Below are 23483 nucleotides of genomic sequence, written 5' to 3'. Positions count from 1 at the left end.
GCCTTGTGCCGCGAATCGAGGACAAAGTCCTCGCCAGCAACAATTCCAATATTCCGGCGAGCCTCCCATGACATCACCCAGCCATTTCTCCCCCGACCACCCGGTCCCCTCCCACCACCGCCAGTTCGGTGCCCGCGACCTGTTCTCGCTGTGGTTCTCCCTCGGCATCGGCCTGATGGTCCTGCAGGTCGGCGGGCTGCTGGCGCCAGGTCTGGGCCTGGCCGGCTCGATCCTGGCGATCACCCTCGGCACGGCGGTCGGGGTGCTGCTGCTCGCGGCGGCTGGCGTGATCGGCAGCGACACCGGCTTGTCGGCGATGGGCAGCCTGCGCCTGACCCTGGGCCGCCACGGCGCGCGCCTGCCGGCCTTGCTCAACCTGCTGCAACTGATCGGCTGGGGCTCGTTCGAGATCATCGTCATGCGCGACGCCGCCAGTCTGCTGGGTACGCGCGCGTTCGGAGAAGGCAGCCACTGGAGCAGCCCACTGTTGTGGACCCTGTGCTTTGGCGCCCTGGCGACGCTCCTGGCGGTCAGCGGGCCGCTGGCCTTCGTGCGCAAGGTGCTGCGCAAATGGGGCATCTGGCTGTTGCTCGGCGCCTGCCTGTGGCTGACCTGGAACCTGTTCGCCAAGGCCGACCTGGCCGAACTGTGGCGCCGCCCAGGGGACGGTTCGCTGTCCCAGGCCGTGGGCTTTGACGTCGTCATTGCCATGCCGCTGTCGTGGTTGCCGTTGATCGCCGACTATTCACGCTTTGGCCAGCGCGCCAGCCGGGTGTTCGGCGGCACGGCGCTGGGCTTTTTCATCGGCAATGCCTGGTTGATGAGCCTGGGTGTGGCCTACACCCTGGCGTTCGCACCGAGCGGTGAGGTGAATGCACTGCTGCTGGCGCTGGCAGGCGCCGGGCTGGGTATTCCGCTGCTGCTGATTCTGCTGGACGAGTCGGAGAACGCCTTCGCCGACATTCATTCCGCTGCGGTTTCCACCGGGCTGCTGATCAAGCTAAAGGTCGAGCACCTGGCCTTGGCCATCGGTGTGCTTTGTACGCTGATCGCCCTGCTGGCGCCGTTGGCCCAGTACCAGAACTTCCTGCTGCTGATCGGCTCGGTATTCGCGCCATTGTTCGGCGTGGTGCTGGTGGACCACTTCGTGGTCCGTCGCCGCCGTTTGCCGGCGGTGGTGGAGGGGTTGCACTGGCAGGCGTTGCTGGCCTGGGCGGTGGGGGTGGCGGCCTATCACCTGATGGCGAACGCGGCGCCGGAGCTGGGGGCGACCCTGCCGGCATTGCTGCTGGCAGGGGGGCTGCACCTGGTGCTATCGCTCAGCCGCGCCCGGGAAACAGCTCGGGCTTGATCACGCCATTGAGGCGCGGGTAGGGGATCTTCAGCTCGACGTGGCCCATGGAGTACGGGGCGATGGCGTAGACCTCGTACTTGATCACCACCGCGCCGTAGGTCAGGGCGATGTGCGGCGACTGCTTGAATGGCCAGGTCTTGATGAATTCCGGGTCCTTGTCCATGCCGGTGCTGATCAGCCAGGCGCGGTGGGACTCCTCGGCGGTCTTCCAGAACGTCTCTTCCTGGCCGGGCACCAGCATGTCCTGCAGCGTCAGCACCTTGTCCAGCTTGCGCGAGTAGTTGATGAAGCCGCGCCCGGGCATGCCGTGGGCGCCGCCGCTGTCGAGGTAGCTGGACAGCTCGATGATCACCAGGCCGTCATGCTGTTCGCGTACCTTGGCTTGCAGGTAGCTGCTGTTGCGCTTGTCGGCCTGGGCCAGGTACTGCTGTTCGTACATCTGCAGCGAGGTCGGCGGGGTGCCGCGCTGGTTGTCCTCGGTCAGTTGCAACAGGCGTTTTTCGACGATGGCGTCGAGCTTGGGCAGGGCCGGGAAGTGCACCACGTCGATGTTGACCAGCGGGCAGTCGCTTTCACTGCAGCCGGGCTTGAGGTGTTCCCAGGCTTCGCGCTTGACCTCGAGCGGCGCCCGGTAGTTGGGCGTGAACAGGCTCTGGCAGGCGCCGAGCGCCAGGGCCAGGGCGGCCACGCAAGTCAGTTTGACTAGCCTCATGTTGATCCTTGCACAACGGTGATGATCGGCCTTGGACCGCCTGCGCGGCCTTCAGTTCGCCACTAAGCTAACAGAGAGTGGCGCGCCTGTCCCGGCTGCCCGAACGGTCGGCGGAAAGGGATGAAACCGCGCGGCGCGCAGAGTAGGATTGCGCGATGCGGTAATCGAGGTAATGAGGAGTTTGCATGACGGACACGTTGAATTCAGTGCCCCAGAAGGTCGAGATCGCAAGGCGCGAGCAGTTGTTCAAGGGCTTCTACAAGCTGGACAAGCTGCACCTGCGTCACGAACTGTTCGCCGGCGGCATGAGCCGTGAGTTCACCCGCGAGCTGTTCGTGCGGCATGACGCCGTCTGCGTGTTGCCCTACGATCCGCAGCGCGACGAGGTGGTCCTGATCGAGCAGTTCCGCGTCGGTGCCCTGGACAAGGTCGACAACCCTTGGCTCATCGAAATGGTGGCTGGGCTGATCGACAAGGAGGGTGAAGACCCTGAAGAAGTTGCCCGTCGCGAAGGTGAAGAAGAAGCAGGCCTGACGTTCAAGGCGCTCTGGCCGATCACCAAGTACTTCCCGTCACCTGGCGGCAGCGACGAATTTGTCCATCTCTACCTGGGTCGTTGCGAGAGTGAAGGTGCAGGCGGCCTGCATGGTCTCGAAGAAGAGAGCGAAGATATCCGTGTGCGCGTGTGGGCATTCGAGGATGCGTTGCAAGCCGTGCGCGATGGCAAGATTCACAATGCGGCCACGATCATCGCCCTGCAATGGCTGGCCCTGAACCGTGATGAAGTCCGAGGTATGTGGAAGTGAACCTGCTGCGTGAGCGCTATCGGGTCGACCTGGTCGGGCTGCAGACCGCCTGCGAGGCCAACTATGCCCGCCTGATGCGCCTGTTGCCGGACATGCGTACCACGCAAAGTTCGCGGCGCATCGGCATGACCCAGGGCGACCAGATGCTCGGTGTGCTGGTGCTCGACGTGGTGCTGGCCTGTCCCTATACCACCACGCTGCGGGTGCGCCAGGAGCATAGCCTGCCGTGGTTGCCGGTGCCTGCACTGGAAGTGCAGGTCTATCACGACGCGCGCATGGCCGAGGTGGTCAGCGCCGAACACACCCGCCGCCTGCGCAGTATTTATCCGTACCCCAACACGGCAATGCACCAGCCGGACGAAAAAGCCCAGCTCAACCTGTTCCTCGGTGAGTGGCTGAGCCACTGCCTGGCGTGCGGCCATGAACTGGAAGCCGTGCGCTGAAATGTGATGTAGGTCGGTTCCGAGTGTTTGCTCGCAACCGATCCCCCGCCATAATCCGTGCTGAATCCGTTCGAGGAGACGGCCGTTGCCGCAACCACTTTCGACTCCGTCACCCGTTCATGTGGTGCAACTGACCGACGCCCACCTGTTCGCCGACCCGGCAGGCAGCCTGCTGGGCCTCAATACCCGCGACAGCCTTGGCCATGTGGTCGGCCAGGTCCTGCGCGAGCAGCCACGCATCGACCTGCTGCTGTGCACGGGCGACCTCTCCCAGGATGCCAGCGAAGCTTCCTACGCTGCTTTCCGTCAAATGACGGCGGTGCTCGGCGCCCCCGCGCGCTGGTTACCGGGTAACCATGACGAAGCCCAGGTCATGCAGGCCGTGGCGCCGGAGCTGGTGCAGGCGGTGACCGACATTGGCCAATGGCGCATCGTCATGCTCGATTCGGCGGTGGTCGGCGCCACGTTCGGGTTGTTGGCGGACGATCAACTGGCCGTGCTGGACCAGGCGCTGGCCGATGCTGGCGAACGCCATTGCCTGGTGTGCTGCCACCACCAGCCGGTGGATATCGGTTGTGCCTGGATCGCGCCGATCGGTTTGCGCAATGCCGACGAACTGCTGCAGCGTCTCAAGCGTTATCCACAGGTGAAAGCCGTGCTCTGGGGGCATATCCATCAGGAATGGGATGAGCTGCGTGAGGGTGTCCGTTACCTCGCCACACCCTCGACCTGCATCCAGTTCGCGCCCGGCAGCGAGGATTTCAAGGTGAGCGAGGAGCAGCCGGGGTATCGCTGGTTGCGGCTGCATGAGGACGGGCGGTTGGAGACCGGGGTGGAACGGGCGCTCGATTTCGAGGTGAAGCTGGACTTCGATAGCCCGGGGTATTGATGGGGCTGCTATGCAACCCTTCGCCGGCAAGCCGGCTCCTACAGGTGTTAGCGTGGTTCGTGTAGGAGCCGGCTTGCCGGCGAAGGGCGCTCCCGGCGCCCGTTACTTGTTGTGAAAATCCCCACGCTGCGCCAATGCCCTTCGAACGCGCTACACTGCGCATCTTTGCGTCCGGGGGCAGCATGTCGGGTTCCATCCTCTATATCCATGGCTTCAACAGCTCGCCGCTGTCGAAGAAAGCCCGTCAGCTCGAGGCGGTGATGCAGCAGCTCGGCCTGTCCGACCAACTGCGCGTCCCGACCCTGCACCACCATCCGCGCCAGGCTATCGCCCAGCTGAAGGCGGCCATCGGTGAGCTGGGTGCGCCGCTGCTGGTCGGCAGCTCCCTCGGCGGCTACTATGCCACCCATCTGGCCGAGCGCCTCGGGCTCAAGGCTTTGCTGGTCAACCCGGCGGTCGCACCGCATCGCTTGTTCGATGGCTACCTCGGCACCCAGCGCAACCTCTATACCGACGAGGCCTGGGAGCTGACCCACGACCATGTGGAAGCCCTGGCCGAGCTGGAAGTGCCACCTCCGCAGGACGCCAGCCGCTATCAAGTGTGGTTGCAGACCGCCGATGAAACACTGGACTATCGCCAGGCCGAACGTTATTACCGCGCCTGTGCCCTGCGCATCCAGGCCGGCGGCGACCATAGCTACCAAGGTTTCGCCGAACAGCTGCCGGCCCTGCTGGCGTTCGCCGGTATTGCCCGCGGGCAGTATGCGGCGCTGGATTTTTCTGTATTTTGACTTTTGTATTCACCTGACTGACGACGAGACCCCATGGCCAATCCCAGCGCTAGCGCCTATAACGCAGACGCCATCGAAGTCCTCTCGGGCCTTGACCCGGTCCGCAAGCGGCCGGGCATGTACACCGACACCAGCCGGCCCAACCACCTGGCCCAGGAAGTCATCGACAACAGTGTCGACGAAGCCCTGGCCGGTCATGCCCGCTCGGTGCAGGTCATCCTCCACGCCGACCATTCGCTGGAAGTCAGCGACGATGGCCGCGGCATGCCGGTGGACATCCACCCCGAGGAGGGTGTTTCCGGTGTCGAACTGATCCTCACCAAGCTGCACGCCGGCGGCAAGTTTTCCAACAAGAACTATCAGTTCTCCGGTGGCTTGCACGGTGTCGGCATCTCGGTGGTCAACGCCCTGTCGAGCCAGGTGCGCGTGCGTGTGAAGCGCGATGGCAACGAATACCAGATGACCTTCGCCGACGGTTTCAAGGCCAGCGAGCTTGAAGTGGTCGGCAGCGTCGGCAAGCGCAACACCGGCACCAGCGTGTACTTCACCCCCGATCCGAAATACTTCGATTCGCCGAAGTTCTCCATCAGCCGCCTCAAACATGTGCTCAAGGCCAAGGCCGTGCTGTGCCCGGGGCTGTCCATCAGCTTCGAGGACAAGGGCACCGGCGAGAAGGTCGAGTGGCATTACGAGGACGGCCTGCGTTCGTACCTGGTCGATTCGGTCAGTGAGTTCCCGCGCCTGCCCGACGAGCCGTTCTGCGGCAGCCTGGCCGGCAACAAGGAGGCCGTCGACTGGGCCCTGCTGTGGCTGCCCGAAGGCGGCGACAGCATCCAGGAAAGCTACGTCAACCTGATCCCCACCGCGCAAGGCGGCACTCACGTCAATGGCTTGCGCCAGGGCCTGCTGGACGCCATGCGCGAGTTCTGCGAGTTCCGCAACCTGCTGCCGCGCGGCGTCAAGCTGGCCCCCGAGGACGTCTGGGAGCGCATCAGCTTCGTGCTGTCGATGAAGATGCAGGAGCCGCAGTTCTCCGGCCAGACCAAGGAGCGCCTGTCGTCCCGCGAGGCGGCGGCATTCGTCTCCGGCGTGGTCAAGGACGCCTTCAGCCTATGGCTCAATGCCCACCCCGAGCTGGGCATGCAACTGGCGGAACTGGCCATCAGCAACGCCGGCCGCCGCCTGAAGGCAAGCAAGAAAGTCGAGCGCAAGCGCGTTACCCAGGGTCCGGCGCTGCCCGGCAAGTTGGCCGACTGCGCCGGCCAGGACCCGATGCGCGCCGAGCTGTTCCTGGTCGAGGGTGACTCGGCCGGTGGCTCCGCCAAGCAGGCGCGGGACAAGGAATTCCAGGCGATCCTGCCGCTGCGCGGCAAGATCCTCAACACCTGGGAAGTCGACGGCGGTGAAGTCCTGGCCAGCCAGGAGGTGCACAACATCGCCGTGGCCATCGGCGTCGACCCGGGTGCCACCGACCTGTCGCAATTGCGCTACGGCAAAGTCTGCATCCTCGCCGACGCCGACTCCGACGGCCTGCACATCGCCACGCTGCTGTGCGCGCTGTTCGTCCAGCATTTCCGCCCGCTGGTCGAGGCCGGCCATGTCTACGTGGCCATGCCGCCGCTGTACCGCATCGACCTGGGCAAGGAGATCTACTACGCCCTGGATGAAGCCGAGCGCGACGGCATCCTCGACCGCCTGGTCGCCGAGAAGAAGCGCGGCAAGCCCCAGGTCACCCGATTCAAGGGCCTGGGTGAGATGAACCCGCCGCAGCTGCGCGAGACCACCATGGACCCGAACACCCGGCGCCTGGTCCAGCTGACGCTGGACGACGTGCAGGGCACCACCGAAATCATGGACATGCTGCTGGCCAAGAAGCGCGCGGGCGACCGCAAGAACTGGCTGGAGACCAAGGGTAACCTGGCCGAGGTCCTGGTTTGATTCGTCTGTTCCTGGCAACCTGCCTGGCGTTGTTCGCCCTGCAGGCCCAGGCGGGCAACTGGCCGGAGCTCAAGCTCACCAGCGAGCACGCGGTCGATGGCATGCGTGGCGGCAACCTGTCGGGCCTGGCTTCGTGCCGAGGTGCGCTGTGGGCGGTCTCTGACCGGGATGACGAGCGCATCTATCGGCTGGACCAGGACAATGCGACCTGGAGTGCCCAGCCGCTGGTCTTCACCCCGCCAGACGTGCCGGACACCGGCCTGCCATGGGGGTTGAAGTCGCGCAACTGGGCTGCGTCGTTTATTCGCGGTGGCTCTCTGGACCTGGAGGGCATCACCTGTGACCAGGTCGGCAACCTTTATGTGGTCAGCGAGGCCCATGCCGCCGTGCTGCAATTGCCGGTCGACGGCGAGCCGAATTGGCTGAGGATTGACCAGGCCATGGTCCGCCAAGCGCGGGGCAGCGGCATGCTGCTGCACTTCAATGCACTGTTCGAAGGGCTGGCGATCAACCCGGCGGGCGACCGCCTGTGGCTGGCCGCCGAGCGTGAGAGGCGCGGCCTGCTTGCCGTACAGCGTCAGCAATCGGTATGGACCTGCGGGCGCAGTTGCGTGCTGCTCAGTGAAGCTGGCGTCGAGATGCAGCCACCGCAATTTCCGGAAGCCCGCCCGGTATCGCGGGACTTTGCCGACCTGGCCTGGTTCGAAGGCAAGCTGTTCACCCTCGAACGCAATGCTTACCGGATCTGCCGCCGCGATACTGAAACAGGTGAAGTCGAACGCTGCTGGTCATTCGCCGCCGATGCCCTGGTCGAGTCGCGGCGCTACACGCAACCTTACGGCCTAGCCGAGGCGCTGGTGATCGACAAGCGCGGCGCCTGGATCGGTATCGACAACAATGATCGTCCGCGGGTGGATGGCGAAGCGCGGCCGATCGTCTGGCGCTTCGACGCGCCGGCCGGCGGTTGGAGCGCCAACCCATGAGCCAGCCACCGGGCAAGCGCGCGGGCAGGGTGCTGATGATCGTCGCCTGGGCGGCCGCGATGTTCCTTGCCACGCGCTTTTTCGGCCAGTGGGAGGAGCGCCAGCAGAACCCCAATACCGTGGTGCAAAGCCAGCAGGGTGATGGCTTCATCGAAGTGCGCCTGCTGAGCAATGGCCAGGGCCATTTCGTCGCCGACGGCGCGATCAACGGCCGGGTGGTGCATTTCATGCTCGACACCGGCGCCACCGACGTGGCAATCCCCGAGGCGTTGGCCCGCGACCTGGACCTGGATCGTGGCCCGCCGGTGCAGTTGAGCACTGCCAACGGTCGCACCGAAGGCTACCGCACCCGGCTCAACAGCTTGCAGCTGGGCGACATTCACCTGCGCGACGTGCGCGCGCTGGTGGTGCCCGGCCTGGACGGCCAGGCCGTGCTGCTGGGCATGAGTGCCCTGAAACAACTTGAATTCACCCAGCGCGGCGGCACCATGCTGCTGCGCCAGAACCTGAAATGACGAGGCTCGCATGAGCGACTTACTGGACAGTCTCGAAGGCGTCGAACGCCGTTCCCTGGCCGACTTCACCGAACAGGCCTACCTCAACTACTCCATGTACGTGATCATGGACCGCGCCCTGCCGCACATCGGCGACGGCCTCAAACCGGTCCAGCGCCGCATCGTCTATGCCATGAGCGAGCTGGGTCTCGACGCCGATTCCAAGCACAAGAAGTCGGCGCGTACCGTCGGCGACGTGCTCGGCAAGTTCCACCCCCACGGCGACTCGGCCTGCTACGAGGCCATGGTGCTGATGGCCCAGCCGTTCAGCTACCGCTACACCCTGGTCGATGGTCAGGGCAACTGGGGTGCGCCGGACGATCCGAAGTCGTTCGCCGCCATGCGATACACCGAAGCGCGCCTGTCGCGCTACTCCGAGGTGCTGCTCAGCGAACTGGGCCAGGGCACCGTCGACTGGGTGCCCAACTTCGACGGCACCCTGCAGGAGCCCGCGGTACTGCCGGCGCGGCTGCCGAACATCCTGCTCAACGGCACCACCGGTATCGCCGTGGGCATGGCCACCGACGTGCCGCCGCACAACCTGCGCGAAGTGGCCAGCGCCTGCGTGCGCCTGCTGGATGAGCCCAAGGCCACCCTCGAGCAGCTGTGCGAGCACATCCAGGGCCCGGACTATCCGACCGAGGCCGAGATCGTCACCCCGCGCGCTGACATCCTCAAGCTCTACGAGACGGGTAAAGGCTCGATTCGCATGCGCGCCGTGTACCGCGTCGAGGATGGCGACATCATCGTCACCGCACTGCCGCACCAGGTTTCCGGGGCCAAGGTGCTGGAGCAGATCGCCGCGCAGATGCAGGCCAAGAAGCTACCGATGGTGGCTGACCTGCGCGACGAGTCGGACCACGAGAACCCGTGCCGCATCGTGATCATCCCGCGTTCCAACCGCGTGGATGCCGCCGAACTGATGCAGCACCTGTTCGCCACCACCGACCTGGAGAGCACCTACCGGGTCAACGTCAACATCATCGGCCTTGATGGCCGTCCGCAGTTGAAGAGCCTGCGCGCGTTGCTGCTGGAGTGGCTGGAGTTCCGCATCGGTACTGTCCGCCGCCGCCTGCAGCATCGCCTGGACAAGGTCGAGAAGCGTCTGCACCTGTTGGACGGTTTGCTCACCGCGTTCCTCAACCTGGATGAAGTGATCCACATCATCCGTACCGAGGAGCACCCCAAGCAGGCGCTGATCGCCCGCTTCGACCTCACCGAGATCCAGGCCGACTACATCCTCGAAACGCGCCTGCGCCAATTGGCTCGCCTGGAAGAGATGAAGATCCGTGGCGAGCAGGACGAACTGCTCAAGGAGCAGAAGCGCCTGACCACCCTGCTGGGCAGCGACGCCAAGCTGCGCAAGCTGGTCCGCAGCGAATTGCTCGAAGACGCCGAAACCTATGGCGACGACCGTCGCTCGCCGATCGTCGAGCGTGCCGAGGCCAAGGCCCTGTCGGAAAACGAGCTGATGCCCACCGAACCGGTCACCGTGGTGCTCTCGGAGAAGGGCTGGGTGCGTTGCGCCAAGGGCCACGACATTGACGCCACCGGGCTTTCGTACAAGGCGGGCGACGGCTTCAAGGCCGCTGCCGCTGGCCGTTCGAACCAATTTGCCGTACTCATCGACTCCACTGGCCGAAGCTACTCGCTGGCTGCCCACAGCCTGCCGTCGGCCCGTGGCCAGGGCGAGCCGCTGACCGGCCGCTTGACCCCGCCGCCGGGCGCCACCTTCGAGTGCGTGCTGTTGCCGGAGGACGAGGCCCTGTACGTGGTGGCCTCCGACGCCGGTTACGGCTTCGTGGTCAAGGGCGAGGACCTGCAGGCCAAGAACAAGGCGGGCAAGGGCCTGCTCAGCCTGCCCAACGGCGCCAAGGTCATGACCCCGCGCCCGGTGGCCAGCCGCGAGCAGGATTGGCTGGCAGCCGTCACCACCGAAGGCCGCCTGCTGGTGTTCAAGGTTGCCGACCTGCCGCAGCTGGGCAAGGGCAAGGGCAACAAGATCATCGGCGTGCCGGGCGACCGAGTGGCCAGTCGTGAAGAATTCGTCACTGACCTGGCAGTGATCAGCGAGGGGTCGACCCTTGTATTACAAGCTGGCAAGCGTACCCTTTCTCTGAAGCCGGATGATCTCGAGCACTACAAGGGTGAGCGCGGCCGTCGCGGTAGCAAATTGCCACGTGGTTTCCAGCGCGTGGATAGCTTGATGGTGGAGACACCCGCCTGAGTGCATGGGCTGTCTGCTGCGGCGCTTTCGGCGCCGCTTCAGGCGGAAATGCTGGAGTCTGGCGGCCATTTCGCGGATGATAGTGCGCTTGTGGCGCCGGCGTGGCCGAGTGCCCGTATGAATCTACATGAGTATCACTGCGGTCCGTCTGGTGACGACCGCCTGGATGGGATGAATGAAATTTCTGCGCCTTCCATTTGCGCTGCTGATGACTGGCCTGCTGGGCCTGAGCGGGTGCAGCATGCACCAGCCGGTCGCCCTGTACCAGCTCGACAGCGGTGATCCCGCCCAGCCTTCCCAGGCGGCGGGCATGGCGGTGGTGCTTGGCCCCGTTTCGGTGGCCGACTACCTGCAACGCGAAACCTTCCTGCAGCGCCAGACCGATGGCAGCCTGACCGCGGCGACCGACGGTCGTTGGGCGGGCAGTCTTTCGTCGGATATCGATCAGTTGCTGGTTCGTCAGTTGGCCTGGCGCCTGGACAGCCAGCGCGTGGTGCTGGCCCCGGCCAGTACCGGGTTCACGCCGGATGTGCAGGTGCTGTTGTCGATCACCCGCCTGGATTCGGGGAAGAACCAACCGGCCATTCTCGACGCCCAGTGGCGCTTGCTGGACCGTCGTGGCCAGGTGCGTGACAACCGCATCGTGCACCTTGAACAGCCCCATGCGGGCAGCGAGTCGGCCCAGGTGCAGGCCCAGGGGCAGCTGCTGCAGAAGCTGGCCGAACAGCTCAGCGTCGCGGTCAAGCCATTGGCCAACCAGCCGGTTGTTGCCGAGGAGGCGCCGCGTAAGCAGGCGGCTCCGGTGCAGGTGAAGAAGGAGCCGGAGAAGCCAAAAATTCCGATGGCTTCGCCAATCCGTACTGACATGGAAGTGTTCCGGTTCTGAAGTACCAGACATGAAAAAGCCCGCAGCGATGCGGGCTTTTTTTTGCTCTGTAGGAGCGGCTTCAGCCGCGATGCAGGCGACTCGGTGTCTGGCACCGGCTGTGCCGGTGATCGCGGCTGAAGCCGCTCCTACAGGTCCCGACAAGGCGTCAGGCGCGGCGTTCGTGCATCCGCGCCAGTTGGCGTTCCAGCATCGATGGGTATGGCTCCATCAGCCGCTCCACGCAGCAAGCGCCCTCGGGGCTGGCGATCGGGCGGATGCGCGCACGCTGGCGGATCAGTGTGTCATCGCTGATCCGACGCTCTACCAGCAGCAGGTTGCGGCTGTGCTGCGACAGGGCCAGGGCGTCCTGGGCCTGCTCGGTCATCAGCAGGTCGACCTGATCCATGCCTTGCAGGTCGTCGGCCAGCACCAGGCCCAGCTGCAGTTGCAAGGTGATGCCGCTGTCGGCCACCTCGATCTGCAGGGCATGGCCCAGGGCGCGCAGCAGTTCGCCGCAGCAGATGGCGTTGGTCAGGTAGTCCTCGCCGCTGTCGCGGCTGTGGAACAGCAGCAGGGTGCTGCCATCGTTCAAGGTGTGGACTTCCCCTTCGTACAGCGAGGCGGCCTGGTCCAGGCAGTCGCGGTAACGCTCCAGCAGCTCGGTCAGGCGTGTGCGTGGCAGGCGGCGCAGTTGCTCCTGGGAGCCCAACTGCACGGCCAGCACGGCACTGTACTGCGGCTCGTCGGACTCGACGACAACGGGTTTGACCGGGGCGCTTTCTTCGTCCATCAGGCCGGCAAAGGCGTCGTCGTCATCGTCATGCTCGGCCACGTGTGCCACGGCTTTCGCGCGTGGTGCGGCCTTGGGCACGGGCAGGTCGTCGAAGTCGTCTTCCTCGTCTTCCACCTCCGGCTCCGGAGGCGGAGGCGGGGCCAGGCGGGCGTGCAGCTGGCGGGCCAGGTCGCCGATCTCGTCGTGGCGGTCGGTACCCGGGGTGTAGGGGTGCGGGTCACGCAGCCAGACGCGCAGTTGCAACAGCGGGGTGGAAATGAAACGGCCCAGGCGCAGGCTGAGAGTGAGCGCCAGCGCCAGCAGGATGGCGGCGAGGATGCCCATGCTCTGCAGGCTGATCAGCATGGGTTGCTGGAACTGGTTCATGTCCAGGCTGATGCGCAACTGGCCGGCAGTCACGTCCTGGAAGGTGATCTTGGTCTGGTACAGGCCTTCGGCCTCGCCCAGCAAGCTGTTCTTCGGGCGCTGGCCGGCTTCGGCGAGGATGCGGTTGTCCACGCTGTAGATGGCCGCATGCGCCACCAGCGGGTTCTTCACCAGGTTGCCCAGCAGCACGTTGAGGCTGAGGATGTCGTTGGACACCAGCAGTTCGGTCGCCGACGTGGCGGTCTGGGTGGTCAGGCTCTGGCCGACGGCGTCGGCCTGCTCATGCATGGCCTGCTTGAACTGCAGGCCCATGACGCAGGCGTAGATCACCAGGGCCAGGGCCACCAGGAAGATGTTGTGGCTGGCAATGCGCAGGGCCAGGGGAATTCGGCGCTGGCTCAGGGCTCGGTAGATCATCAGGAAGAAATTGTCGGGTTTGACGGGCGTGGGCCGGTTCACAGAGCGCGGCTCTTTATGGCGAGAAAGTTGCTGCGCAGTATAGCGATACGCGTTTTGTCGGCAAAGTATCGTTGGTGCCCGATGGTCATGGAAAATCGGTAGAATGCGCATTTTTCATCGAAGTCGGAGCCCGGTCTTGCGCGAAATCGTCCTGATCAACATCACTGGTGAAGACCGTCCGGGTCTTACCGCGGCCATCACCGGCGTCCTGCTCCAGGGCGGTGTGAACATCCTCGACATCGGCCTGGCGGTGATGCACGGCACCCTGTCGTTCGGCATCCTGGTCGACATCCCCGACAACGAAGTGGCCACCGCGCTGCTGCAGAGCGTACAGTCCAAGGCCCACGAGCTGGACTTGCAGGCCCGTTACACGCCGATCTCCGAGGCCGACTACCAGCACTGGGCCGACAGCCAGGGCGAAGCGCGCCATATCGTCACCTTGCTCAGCCGCCGGGTCACCCCACAGCAGTTGCAGCGGGTCAGCGCGATCATCAGCCAGTACGGCCTGACCATCGAGCGCATCGAACGCCTGTCCGCCCGTGTGGCGCTGGATGCCCCGACCGAGAAGGGCAAGTCCGCTCTGGAGATCTCCGTGCGTGGCGAAGCCAGCGATGCCCAGGCCCTGCGCGCCGATTTCTTCGCCCTGTCCGAGGAGCTGAACATCGACATCGCCTTCCAGCGTGACGACCTGTTCCGTCGCAACCGCCGCCTGGCGGTGTTCGACATGGACTCCACGCTGATCGAAGCCGAAGTGATCGATGAACTGGCCAAGGCCGCAGGCGTCGGCGAGCAGGTGGCGGCGATCACTGAGCGGGCCATGCGGGGCGAGCTGGATTTTCGCGCCAGCTTCAAGGAGCGCATGGCGCTGCTCAAGGGCCTGGATGTGAGCGTGCTCGATCAGATCGGTGCCTCCCTGCGCCTGACCGAAGGCGCCGAGCACCTGTTCGCCGAGCTCAAGCGACTGGGCTACAAGACCGCAATCCTCTCGGGCGGTTTCACCTACTTCGCCAAGCAGGTGCAGGCGCGCCTGGGCATCGACTATGTGTTCGCCAATGAACTGGAAGTGGTCGACGGCAAGGTGACCGGCGTGGCCGTCGAGCCGATCGTCGACGCCCAGCGCAAGGCCGACCTGCTGCAACAGCTGGCCAGTGAAGAGGGCCTGCAGCTCGAGCAGACCATCGCCGTCGGCGATGGCGCCAACGACCTGCCGATGCTGTCGCTGGCTGGCCTGGGCGTGGCCTTCCGCGCCAAGCCGCTGGTACGCCAGTCGGCCAAGCAGGCGATCTCCACCCTGGGCCTGGACGGCGTGCTGTACCTGCTTGGCGTGCGTGATCGCGAAGCGCGCGGTTGAAGACCGCATCGCCTGGTTCGCCGGCAAAGCCGGCTCCTACGGGTTTCGTAATACACCCGTAGGAGCCGGCTTGCCGGCGAACAGTACAAGCGAAAAGGCCCTGCATATGCAGGGCCTTTTGCATGGTGCCAGGTTTCAGGCCTGGGCGGGCACTGCCAGCATCTCACCCATGCGCACCGCGGAACCAGCACCCAGGCTCTCGGCCCACTTCACCTGCTCGGGCCCGAACAGCACGATAGCGGTGGAACCTAGCTTGAAGCGACCCAGCTCGGCACCTTTCTCCAGATGGATCGGCGCACGGCTGGCTTCGTCGTAGCGGAAGGTCTTCAGTTCGCGCTTCGGTGGGGTGACCAGGCCAGCCCAGACCGTTTCGATCGAGGCGACGATCATCGCGCCCACCAACACCACGGCCATCGGGCCGCGTTCGGTGTCGAACAGGCAGACCACGCGTTCGTTGCGGGCGAACAGCTCAGGGACGTTTTCCGCGGTGGTCTGGTTGACCGAGAACAGCCGGCCAGGCACATAGACCATCTCGCGCAGGGTGCCGGCCAGCGGCATGTGCACGCGGTGGTAGTCCTTGGGCGACAGGTAGATGGTGGCGAACTCGCCGCCCATGAACGGTGCGGCCAGGGCCGGATCACCGCCCAGCAACTCCAGGGCGCTGTAGCCGTGGCCCTTGGCCTGGAAAATACGGCCATGCTCGATCGGGCCGAGCTGGCTGACGGCGCCATCGGCTGGGCAGAGGATCGCGCCAGGGGTCTCGTCCAGCGGGCGGGCACCCGGCTTGAGGGCGCGGGTGAAGAACGCGTTGAAGTGCTCGTAGGCGCTGAGGTCTTCGACCAGCGCCTCGGACATGTTCACCTGGTAGCGCTTGGCGAACCAGGCGGTGAAGGCATTCTTGAACCAGCGCGCACGGCACTCGGCGACGCAGCCGGCCAGGCGCGACAGCAGGTGGTGCGGCAGCAGGTACTGGCTGATGATGAACAAGCGGGATTTCATTGAGCGTCCTTAAACTTCGACAGGCGTGTCGGGGTGGTTGCCCCATTCGCCCCAGGAACCGGCATAACCCTTGACCCGTGGATAGCCGAGGGCCTTGGCCACGAGGTAGGTGAAGCCGGAGCGATGGTGGGTCTGGCAGTGGGTGATCACTTCCTTGTCCGGGGTGATGCCCAGGTTTTGCAGAACATCGGCGATGTCCTTGCGGATACGCAGGTGGTCGTTGAGGTCCATGCCGGCGGTCCATTCGAAGTTGATCGCGCCGGGGATGTGCCCGCCTTTGGCCGCCAGGACTTTCTCGCCACTGTATTCCAGCGGCCCGCGGGCGTCCCAGATGACCAGGTCGGCGGCGCCCAGGCGGCTTTGCAGGTATTCGCGGGTGGCGGTGGGTTCGGCATGCAGGTGCAGGCTCACCGGGCCATTGGCGATATCAGGTGTGTCGGTGGACAGCTTGTCCGCCGGCCAGGCTTGAATGCCGCCATTGAGATAGTGGTAGCCCTTGTGGCCGATCACGTCGAGCAGCCAGATGAAGCGTCCGGCCCAGCCGCCACCCTCGTCGTCGTAGACCACATAGACCGCGTCGTCGCGGTGGCCGAGCTCACCGAACAGTTTTTCCAGGTCGGCACGCGCTGGCAGCAGCCCCGGCGCTGGCGGTTGGCCCAGCTGGGTGCGTTTCGGGTCGACGAAGCGGGCCCCGGGGATATGCCCGCTGCCATAGCGGTTGACGCTGGTCAGGTCGACCAGGATCAGCTGTGGCGAATCCAGGCGCGGCAGCAGGTCCGCAGGCTCGATCACCAGGGGCAAGCCGGAAAAATCAGTCATCCACGATCTCCAGGGTGGCAAGAGGGCGATTGTAGCGCAAGGCGGCTATGAATGGCGGGCGCCAAAGGTGGCCAGGGCACGTTCCACGCACTGTGCGGTCTTGCCGAAGGCCTGTACGCCGACATCGGCCAAGGGCTTGCCGCCCTGGTCGGCGACCATCAGCATCAAGGGTTGGCCATTGACCGCCAGCGAGCGCAGCAGCAGGTGTTCGCCCTTGAAGAAGGCCCGCAGTGGCCCGGGCATCAGGGCCGCGAACTGCGCATGGTTTTCGGGTGTCAGGCGCAGTTGCGTGGCCTGGCTCAACAGGCGCTGCAACAACTTGCTCCCGGCCAGCGGCAGGACCTGCGCGGCGGCCTCCTTCGGCAAACCGGCCAATTGCTGTACGCGCAGGCATTCATTGGGCTTGTCCAGCATCAGCAGCATCACCCGCTGCATGCCGCAGGCCCGCAGGGCTTCACAAGCCTGGGTGGCGAGGTGCACGGCGTTGCTGAACGGGCTCGGTTGGGCCAGCAGTTCGGCGCACAGCTTGCGCCAGCGTTCGAGATCCTGATGCGCGGGTGGCGGCGGGGTGAGCATGTCCGGGTGTGGACGACGCTGGTGCCAGGGCCAGATCAGTGCCTCGGCCGGGTGGAACAAGGCATGCTGCGCGTGATGACGGGCGCTCGCCGCAGCCTGCTGGTGGACCTGCTGCTGGACGTCATCCAGCGTGGTTTGCAGATATAGCGCGGTGAGCAGTTGCCAGCGCAGCAGGTGCGGGTTGTCCCAACCCACCTGCGCGGCCAGCGCCAGGCCGTTGGCCAGCAGCACGGTGTTCGGCGGCTGGTTGAACCAGCGCCGCAAGGCCGGCTCCTCGTCCAGGCGTTGCTGCTGGACCAGTGGGTCTTGTTCGCGGGCGATGCTCAATACCTGCGCCAGTTGCTCGCGCTCGTCCATCAGCAGGCGGTAACCCTGGGTCACCCACTCGGGCAATCGCCAGTGTTGGGCCATGGCCTGGCACAGCTGCATGATGCGCACGCCGAACAATTCCTGCTCGACTTCGCCGGCGTTCTCCCCCTTGTGGATAACTCGCAGCTCCCAGGTATCGAGCAGCTTGGGGTAGGCCAGGGCCAATGGCCACAGCGGCGAAAGGAACAGCAGGCTGCCCCAGTGGATTTCTTGCCACAGGCGTGCCAGGCGGCTGGCGAACAGGCCGTTGGCCTGCTGGGTGGCGTGCTGGCTGATCAGCAGGAACTGGCGCAGCACCGGTGGGGTCTCGTCATCTGGCACGGCGGGCAGGCGGGCCAGCAACTGGCTGGTGCGCGCCAGGCCCAGGCGATTGAGGGCGATTTCCAGGCTTTCGGCGGGCTCCGCCTGGCTGGCGTTGGCCGGATGATTGGCCTCGCGCATCACGCAGAGCACCAGCGCGGGGCTGTCCTGCATCAGTTCGGCGATGTCGCGCAGGGAGCGGCGGTTGTCGTTGATGGCCTGCAGCACACGGTCGTGGCTGTCCTTCGGAATCGGCACGCGAATTCCGTCGAGCAGCTTTACCCAGGCCTCTAGACTCGACGGGACCTGACTTGGCACCTTGGTTTCAATTGGCATATTGACATCAGTCCGAACTGGCTTTTCGCATTGAGTGGCTATAGTCTGGCGCAGTTCTGCCGATAAGTAGAAGAAGAGTTTTCAAGCTCCCGCTCCCTACCCTGACCACGACAGCAAGTGCTTTCAACTTATGGCTAAAATTATCGGCATCATCGTCGTATTCGCGAGTGTGCTCGGCGGCTACGTGCTTTCCCACGGCAAGATCGCGGCACTGATCCAACCGTTCGAGGTGCTGATCATCGGCGGCGCGGCCTTCGGTGCGTTCCTCCAGGCCAACCCGGGTCACATGACCATGCATGTGATCAAGAAGTCGCTGAAGATGTTCGGCACCCGCTTCACCCACACCTTCTACCTCGAAGTGCTGGGCCTGGTGTACGAGATCCTCAACAAGAGCCGTCGTGAAGGCATGATGGCCATCGAGGGCGACATCGAGGACCCGGCGGCCAGTCCAATCTTCGCCAAATACCCCGCAGTCATGGGCGATGAGCGCATGACTGCGTTCATCTGCGACTACCTGCGCATCATGTCCACCGGCAACATGGCGCCTCACGAGCTCGAAGGCTTGTTCGACATGGAACTGCTGAGCATGAAGGAAGAGCTGGAGCACCCGTCCCACGCGGTGACCGGCATCGCCGACGGCATGCCTGGCTTCGGTATCGTCGCGGCGGTACTGGGCATCGTGGTGACCATGGCCTCGCTGGGTGATGGCGACCAGAAGTCCATCGGCCTGCACGTGGGTGCGGCGCTGGTCGGTACCTTCTTCGGTATTCTCGCCGCCTATGGCTTCTTCGGCCCGCTGGCCAACGCCCTGCGTCACGACGCCAAGGAAGAGCTGAACGTCTACGAGGCGATCAAGGCTTCGCTGGTGGCCTCGGCCTCCGGCATGCCGCCGTCATTGGCGGTCGAGTTCGGTCGCAAGGTGCTGTACCCGGGCCACCGCCCGAGCTTCGCCGAGCTGGAACAAGCAGTACGCGGTCGCTAAGCCATGGAGAACAATCAGCCCATCATCGTCAAGCGCGTCAAGCGCTTTGGCGACGGCCACCATGGCGGTGCCTGGAAGATTGCCTTCGCCGACTTCGCCACGGCGATGATGGCGTTCTTCCTCGTGCTGTGGCTGCTGTCCACCGCCACGCCTGAGCAGAAGATCGCCATCGCCGGCTACTTCAAGGACCCGATCGGGTTCTCCGAGAGCGGCACGCCGTACATCATCGACCTGGGTGGTTCGCCGCAGCTGGCGCCGGAAAAGACCATCAACCCGGAAACCAAGTCTGAACCTACGCCTGACACCAGCATCCAGCTGGACAAGGACCAGGTCGAGACCATGGCCGAGCAGGTCGAGCGCGAGCGCCTGGAGCTGCTGCTGCAGGAGCTGCAGAACAAGGTCGAGGAAAACCCGCAGCTGCAGAAGTTCAAGGACCAGATCCTGTTCGAGATCACCCAGGACGGCCTGCGCATCCAGATCATGGACGCCGAGAACCGGCCGATGTTCGACCTGGGCAGCGCACGCCTGCAGCCGTACTTCGAAGACATCCTGCTGGCCATGGCCGACACCATCAAGGCGGTGCCGAACAAGATCAGCATCAGCGGCCACACCGACGCCAAGCCGTATGCCGGCACCGGCGACTTCGGCAACTGGGAGCTGTCGGCCAACCGCGCCAACGCCGCGCGCCGCGCGCTGGTTGCCGGTGGCTATCCGGACGGCCAGGTGGCCCGCGTGGTCGGCTACGCGTCGTCGTCGCTGTTCGACCGGGAGAACCCGTTCAACCCGGTCAACCGGCGGATCGACATCATCGTGCTGACCAAGAAGGCCCAGCGCAACATCGAGGGCGAGCAAGGTTCGCCGGATGCACCACCTGCGGCGACACCGCCCGCCAATGCTACCCCCGGCGCCGCAGCGCCGGGTGCGGGGGCCGAAGCGGTACCGGAGCCGATGCAGCCGCGCGAGCTGCGCCAGAAACTGAACATCTTCGAGGAGGGTGTGTTGAAGATGGACGAGGCCAAGGGGCAGTAACCGATAAGGGTCGCAATGCGGCCCCTGTAGGAGCGGCTTTAGCCGCGATCACCCGCGAAGCGGGTGCAGGCACCGCGTCGGCTGCATCGCGGCTAAAGCCGCTCCTACAGGATTACCCCCTACCCCTCAGAACCCCCGCCGGATCTTGGCCTTGAGATCGGCATGGAAGAAGTCGGCGTTGTCCCGATCGCTGAAACCCCGCCGTCCCGTGGACGACGACATCCCCCGCCCGAACGTCTGTTCATCGTGATACGCCAATACAAACAGATCGATATGGCTGCGTTCGCGCATCACCGGCCATTTGCCCAAGCGTTCCGGCGGGCTTCCCTCGCCCGTGTGGTAGAAGCTTATTCGCCGGTTGCTAATGGTTGCGGCCCCGAGTAGCCAGGCAGTCCACCAATCGCCACCATTGCTGTCGGACACCACGCCGATCCAGTGGGTGGCATCGCTCATTTGCTGGCAAAAGCTGCCATGCAGGTCGTCGAAGGTCTGCCCGTCGCAATCGAACAGTACCAGTTGGGTGGGAATGCCTTCGAGCAGCATGCGCTCGTTGAGGATGAAGGCGGCCAGGCGGTCGCCATGGAGGTAGCTGATGAAGACCGGCATCAGTCCTGTTCTCCTTGTGGGAGGTAGGCGCAGTGCAGGCAGGTAGCTGATCTTGTCATTGTGTGACCTTCCTTGAGCCGTGCAGGGGAAGTCGCTGGTTGGCGACGAAACCTGGGCGGAACAATCGGTGAAAGGTCAGGTAATCAACAAGAGCTGACGAAAAAACGAGAGCCGTCCTACGGCTCTCGGTAAAGCTTCCTACAGAAAAGCCTTAGTAGCTATCTTCCGGCAGGCTGGCGATGATCGAGCGGTAACTGCTCATGCGCTGCTGCGAAACCTGGCCGTCTTCCAATGCCTTGAGCAGTGCGCAGCCCGGTTCGCGGTCGTGCTTGCAGTCGCGGAAGCGGCAGTTGCCGATCAGCTCGCGGAACTCGATGAAGCCATCTTCCACATCGTCACGGCTGACGTGGCCCAGGCCGAATTCGCGGATACCCGGCGAGTCGATCAGGTCGCCGCCGTTGGGGAAGTGGTACAGCCGCGCCGTGGTGGTGGTGTGCGTGCCTTGGCCCGACCATTCCGACAGGTCGCCGACACGGGTGCCAGCGTCGGGCAACAGGCTGTTGACCAGCGACGACTTGCCCACGCCCGACTGGCCGACGAACACGCTGATATGGCCATCCAGCATCTGTTGCAGGCGTTGCATGCCGTCGCCTTGATGGGCGGAGACTTCCAGCAACGGATAGCCGAGGTTACGGTACACCTCGAGCATGGCGTTGAGGGTCGGTGCGTTTTCTTCGTTGATCAGGTCGGCCTTGTTCAGCAGCAGCAGTGGGCGAATGCCGGCGTGCTCGGCGGCCACCAGGTAGCGGTCGATCAGGTTGGGGTGCGGCTCGGGGGCCGGGGCGAAGACGATGACGATCAGGTCGACGTTGGCTGCCACGGGCTTGAGCTGGCCATGGTTGTTCGGCCGGCACAGCTCGGTGCTGCGCGGCATCTGCGCGACGATCACGCCGATGCCCTGGTTGCCGGCGCGCCATACCACGCGATCGCCGGTGACCAGCGCCGGCAGGTTGGCACGCAGGTGGCAGCGGAAGACCTGGCCGGCCGCTTCGCCGTCCTGGGCCTCGACCTCGACCTGCACACCGAAGTGAGCGATCACCAGGCCCAGTTGCTCCGGCCCCAGGTCGCCGCCCTCCAGCTCTTGCAGCACATGCTGCTCGCGTTTGGCGGCGCGGGCGGCGCGCTCGCCCTGGATCTTTTCGATGCGCCAGTTCTGGCGGCGGTTGAGCTGGCGTTTGGCCATGAAGGTTCCGTGTCGGCGAGGCAGAAAGAAAACGGCAGGCAGTTTAGCACGGCCCGCCCACGACCAACCTCGCGAGCGTCCTGTCTCGAAAATAAGCTGTTCACTTTTGGCGGCGTCCTGGGCGCCCGGCCGGCGTTGCCACTCCTCGCCATAGCCCTGCTATGACTCGTCGCGGTGCCTTGGCCGAACACCCAAGCCACTCGCCAAAAGAGAACGTATTTCCGAGGCAGGACACTAGGCTAATATGACGGCCTATCAGAGGAGCCTTTTCATGCAGAACCCACAGAACCTGATCTGGATCGATCTGGAAATGACCGGCCTGGACCCGGACAGCGACGTCATCATCGAGATGGCCACCATCGTCACCGACAGTGAGCTGAACACCCTGGCCGAAGGCCCGGTGATCGCCATCCACCATAGCGACGAAGTGCTGGCGCGCATGGACGAATGGAACACCCGTACCCATGGCAACTCGGGCCTCACTCAACGGGTGCGCGAGAGCAAGGTGAGCATGGCCGAGGCCGAGGCGCAGACCATCGCCTTCCTCGAGCAGTGGGTACCGAAGGGCAAGTCGCCGATCTGCGGCAACAGCATCTGCCAGGACCGCCGTTTCCTGTACCGCCACATGCGCGGGCTGGAAAACTACTTCCACTACCGCAACCTCGACGTTTCCACCCTCAAGGAGCTTGCGGCCCGCTGGGCGCCGGATGTGCGTGACAGCTTCAAGAAGGGCAGCACTCACCTTGCGCTGGACGATATTCGTGAGTCCATTGCCGAGCTGCGTCACTACCGCGAGCATTTCATCAAGTTCTGAGCTTGCCGTGCGCCGACGATCGTCGGCGCGCCCCCTTTTGGTGCCCCGCCTGACTGGGTAGACTGCGCGCCTTTCCCGCACGGACCTGCACCATGTTGCTGATGCTCTACCTCATCGCCATCACCGCCGAAGCCATGACCGGCGCCCTGTCCGCCGGTCGTCGAGGCATGGACTGGTTCGGCGTGGTGCTGATTGCCTGTGTCACCGCGCTGGGTGGCGGTTCGGTGCGTGACGTGCTGCTTGGGCACTATCCGCTGACCTGGGTGAAACACCCGGAGTACCTGGTGCTGACCAGTTTCGCGGCGTTGCTGACCATCTTCATCGCCCCGTTGATGCGCCATTTGCGCTCGCTGTTCCTGGTGCTCGATGCGCTGGGGTTGGTGGCGTTCACGTTGATCGGCTGCATGACCGCGCTGGAGATGGGGCAGGGGTTCCTGGTCGCTTCGATCAGCGGGGTGATCACCGGGGTGTTCGGCGGGATCCTGCGGGATATCTTCTGCAACGACATTCCGCTGGTGTTCCGGCGTGAGCTGTATGCCAGCGTGTCGTTCGCCGCGGCCTGGTTCTACCTGGGGTGCGTGTACTTCAAGGTGCCGGCGGAGCAGGCGATGTTGCTGACCTTGTTCGGTGGGTTCCTGGTGCGGCTGCTGGCGATCAGGTTCCACTGGGAAATGCCCAAGTTCCACTACAACGATCAGCATTGATTCACGTTGGAGCCGTATGCTCTAGGCCTATTGCTCGATCTGTAGGAGCCGGCTTGCCGGCGAAGCTGCCACCACATAATTAGTTCATATCTCTTGATCTTGATCTTGATCTTGATCTTGCTTCTAAGTGCGCGATAGTTCAGGCGCCGCCAAATGCGACTTCAGGAGGCCG

22 protein-coding genes are annotated in these 23483 nt (G+C 64.5%); 15 read left to right on the top strand and 7 right to left on the bottom strand.

Features of this window, described 5'->3' with window-relative positions:
• The first annotated feature begins 67 nt into the window (after positions 1 to 67).
• A complete protein-coding gene (gene cytX, locus PSEEN_RS23005) occupies positions 68 to 1351 on the top strand; it encodes a putative hydroxymethylpyrimidine transporter CytX (protein WP_011535976.1) in 1284 nt (427 codons plus the stop codon).
• Here the strand turns inward: cytX and PSEEN_RS23000 are convergent.
• The gene (locus PSEEN_RS23000; protein ID WP_011535975.1) at positions 1320 to 2066 is read right to left on the bottom strand and encodes an RsiV family protein; all 747 of its coding nucleotides are present in this window, start codon (positions 2064 to 2066) and stop codon (positions 1320 to 1322) included. The two genes, cytX and PSEEN_RS23000, sit on opposite strands and share 32 nt — an antisense overlap.
• A gap of 185 nt (positions 2067 to 2251) precedes the next feature.
• Between PSEEN_RS23000 and PSEEN_RS22995 the strand changes: the two genes are divergently transcribed.
• From PSEEN_RS22995 to PSEEN_RS22955, 9 genes are all read left to right on the top strand, one after another.
• Complete coding sequence (locus PSEEN_RS22995) at positions 2252 to 2872, top strand: NUDIX domain-containing protein (RefSeq protein WP_011535974.1); 621 nt, start codon at positions 2252 to 2254, stop codon at positions 2870 to 2872.
• A complete protein-coding gene (locus tag PSEEN_RS22990; RefSeq protein WP_011535973.1) occupies positions 2863 to 3315 on the top strand; it encodes a DUF1249 domain-containing protein in 453 nt (150 codons plus the stop codon). Before PSEEN_RS22995 ends, PSEEN_RS22990 begins: the two co-directional genes overlap by 10 nt.
• A gap of 85 nt (positions 3316 to 3400) precedes the next feature.
• The gene (gene cpdA, locus PSEEN_RS22985; RefSeq protein ID WP_011535972.1) at positions 3401 to 4204 is read left to right on the top strand and encodes a 3',5'-cyclic-AMP phosphodiesterase; all 804 of its coding nucleotides are present in this window, start codon (positions 3401 to 3403) and stop codon (positions 4202 to 4204) included.
• Between the two features lie 182 nt (positions 4205 to 4386).
• Positions 4387 to 4995: a YqiA/YcfP family alpha/beta fold hydrolase gene (locus PSEEN_RS22980; protein WP_011535971.1), complete on the top strand. Its 609-nt coding sequence runs from the start codon at positions 4387 to 4389 to the stop codon at positions 4993 to 4995.
• A gap of 33 nt (positions 4996 to 5028) precedes the next feature.
• Complete coding sequence (gene parE, locus PSEEN_RS22975; RefSeq protein WP_011535970.1) at positions 5029 to 6933, top strand: DNA topoisomerase IV subunit B; 1905 nt, start codon at positions 5029 to 5031, stop codon at positions 6931 to 6933.
• On the top strand, positions 6930 to 7916 hold the full coding sequence (locus PSEEN_RS22970) for an esterase-like activity of phytase family protein (protein ID WP_011535969.1): 987 nt from the start codon (positions 6930 to 6932) through the stop codon (positions 7914 to 7916). The genes parE and PSEEN_RS22970 overlap by 4 nt, the downstream gene beginning before the upstream one ends.
• Complete coding sequence (locus tag PSEEN_RS22965; protein ID WP_011535968.1) at positions 7913 to 8431, top strand: retropepsin-like aspartic protease family protein; 519 nt, start codon at positions 7913 to 7915, stop codon at positions 8429 to 8431. Before PSEEN_RS22970 ends, PSEEN_RS22965 begins: the two co-directional genes overlap by 4 nt.
• 10 nt (positions 8432 to 8441) lie before the next feature.
• Complete coding sequence (gene parC, locus PSEEN_RS22960; RefSeq protein WP_011535967.1) at positions 8442 to 10697, top strand: DNA topoisomerase IV subunit A; 2256 nt, start codon at positions 8442 to 8444, stop codon at positions 10695 to 10697.
• Between the two features lie 175 nt (positions 10698 to 10872).
• A complete protein-coding gene (locus PSEEN_RS22955; RefSeq protein WP_044488508.1) occupies positions 10873 to 11583 on the top strand; it encodes a PqiC family protein in 711 nt (236 codons plus the stop codon).
• Positions 11584 to 11731: 148 nt separating this feature from the next.
• Here PSEEN_RS22955 and PSEEN_RS22950 read toward each other — a convergent pair whose 3' ends face one another.
• Positions 11732 to 13183 carry a histidine kinase gene (locus PSEEN_RS22950; protein ID WP_011535965.1) on the bottom strand — a complete coding sequence of 484 codons (1452 nt, stop codon included), beginning with the start codon at positions 13181 to 13183 and terminating at the stop codon, positions 11732 to 11734.
• A gap of 136 nt (positions 13184 to 13319) precedes the next feature.
• On the opposite strand from PSEEN_RS22950, the gene serB reads away from it, so the two are divergent.
• On the top strand, positions 13320 to 14534 hold the full coding sequence (gene serB / locus PSEEN_RS22945) for a phosphoserine phosphatase SerB (RefSeq protein ID WP_044488506.1): 1215 nt from the start codon (positions 13320 to 13322) through the stop codon (positions 14532 to 14534).
• 135 nt (positions 14535 to 14669) lie between these two features.
• Here serB and asd read toward each other — a convergent pair whose 3' ends face one another.
• The 3 genes from asd to PSEEN_RS22930 are packed head-to-tail and all read right to left on the bottom strand — an operon-like array spanning position 14670 to position 17933.
• Positions 14670 to 15533: an archaetidylserine decarboxylase gene (gene asd / locus PSEEN_RS22940; protein WP_011535963.1), complete on the bottom strand. Its 864-nt coding sequence runs from the start codon at positions 15531 to 15533 to the stop codon at positions 14670 to 14672.
• Between the two features lie 9 nt (positions 15534 to 15542).
• Positions 15543 to 16352, bottom strand: coding sequence for a rhodanese-like domain-containing protein (locus PSEEN_RS22935; protein ID WP_044488505.1), 810 nt, complete (start codon positions 16350 to 16352; stop codon positions 15543 to 15545).
• A 45-nt stretch (positions 16353 to 16397) separates the two neighbouring features.
• Complete coding sequence (locus PSEEN_RS22930; RefSeq protein WP_011535961.1) at positions 16398 to 17933, bottom strand: HDOD domain-containing protein; 1536 nt, start codon at positions 17931 to 17933, stop codon at positions 16398 to 16400.
• 130 nt (positions 17934 to 18063) lie between these two features.
• Here PSEEN_RS22930 and motA point away from each other — a divergent pair, with 130 nt between their 5' ends.
• Both motA and motB read left to right on the top strand, forming a co-directional pair.
• Positions 18064 to 18915 carry a flagellar motor stator protein MotA gene (motA, locus tag PSEEN_RS22925; protein ID WP_011535960.1) on the top strand — a complete coding sequence of 284 codons (852 nt, stop codon included), beginning with the start codon at positions 18064 to 18066 and terminating at the stop codon, positions 18913 to 18915.
• Positions 18916 to 18918: 3 nt separating this feature from the next.
• Complete coding sequence (gene motB / locus PSEEN_RS22920; protein ID WP_011535959.1) at positions 18919 to 19944, top strand: flagellar motor protein MotB; 1026 nt, start codon at positions 18919 to 18921, stop codon at positions 19942 to 19944.
• A gap of 126 nt (positions 19945 to 20070) precedes the next feature.
• On the opposite strand, the gene PSEEN_RS22915 is transcribed toward motB, so the two are convergent.
• Both PSEEN_RS22915 and rsgA read right to left on the bottom strand, forming a co-directional pair.
• A complete protein-coding gene (locus tag PSEEN_RS22915; RefSeq protein WP_011535958.1) occupies positions 20071 to 20550 on the bottom strand; it encodes a hypothetical protein in 480 nt (159 codons plus the stop codon).
• 211 nt (positions 20551 to 20761) lie between these two features.
• Positions 20762 to 21793, bottom strand: coding sequence for a small ribosomal subunit biogenesis GTPase RsgA (rsgA, locus tag PSEEN_RS22910; RefSeq protein ID WP_011535957.1), 1032 nt, complete (start codon positions 21791 to 21793; stop codon positions 20762 to 20764).
• 271 nt (positions 21794 to 22064) lie between these two features.
• Here rsgA and orn point away from each other — a divergent pair, with 271 nt between their 5' ends.
• Positions 22065 to 22607, top strand: a complete 543-nt coding sequence (orn, locus tag PSEEN_RS22905) for an oligoribonuclease (protein WP_011535956.1) — start codon at positions 22065 to 22067, stop codon at positions 22605 to 22607.
• 92 nt (positions 22608 to 22699) lie between these two features.
• Positions 22700 to 23311: a trimeric intracellular cation channel family protein gene (locus tag PSEEN_RS22900; protein ID WP_011535955.1), complete on the top strand. Its 612-nt coding sequence runs from the start codon at positions 22700 to 22702 to the stop codon at positions 23309 to 23311.
• Positions 23312 to 23483 lie beyond the last annotated feature (172 nt).

It is taken from the genome of Pseudomonas entomophila L48, assembly GCF_000026105.1.
GTDB classification, from domain to species: domain Bacteria; phylum Pseudomonadota; class Gammaproteobacteria; order Pseudomonadales; family Pseudomonadaceae; genus Aquipseudomonas; species Aquipseudomonas entomophila.
This window is presented reverse-complemented; position numbering and strand designations above follow the sequence as displayed.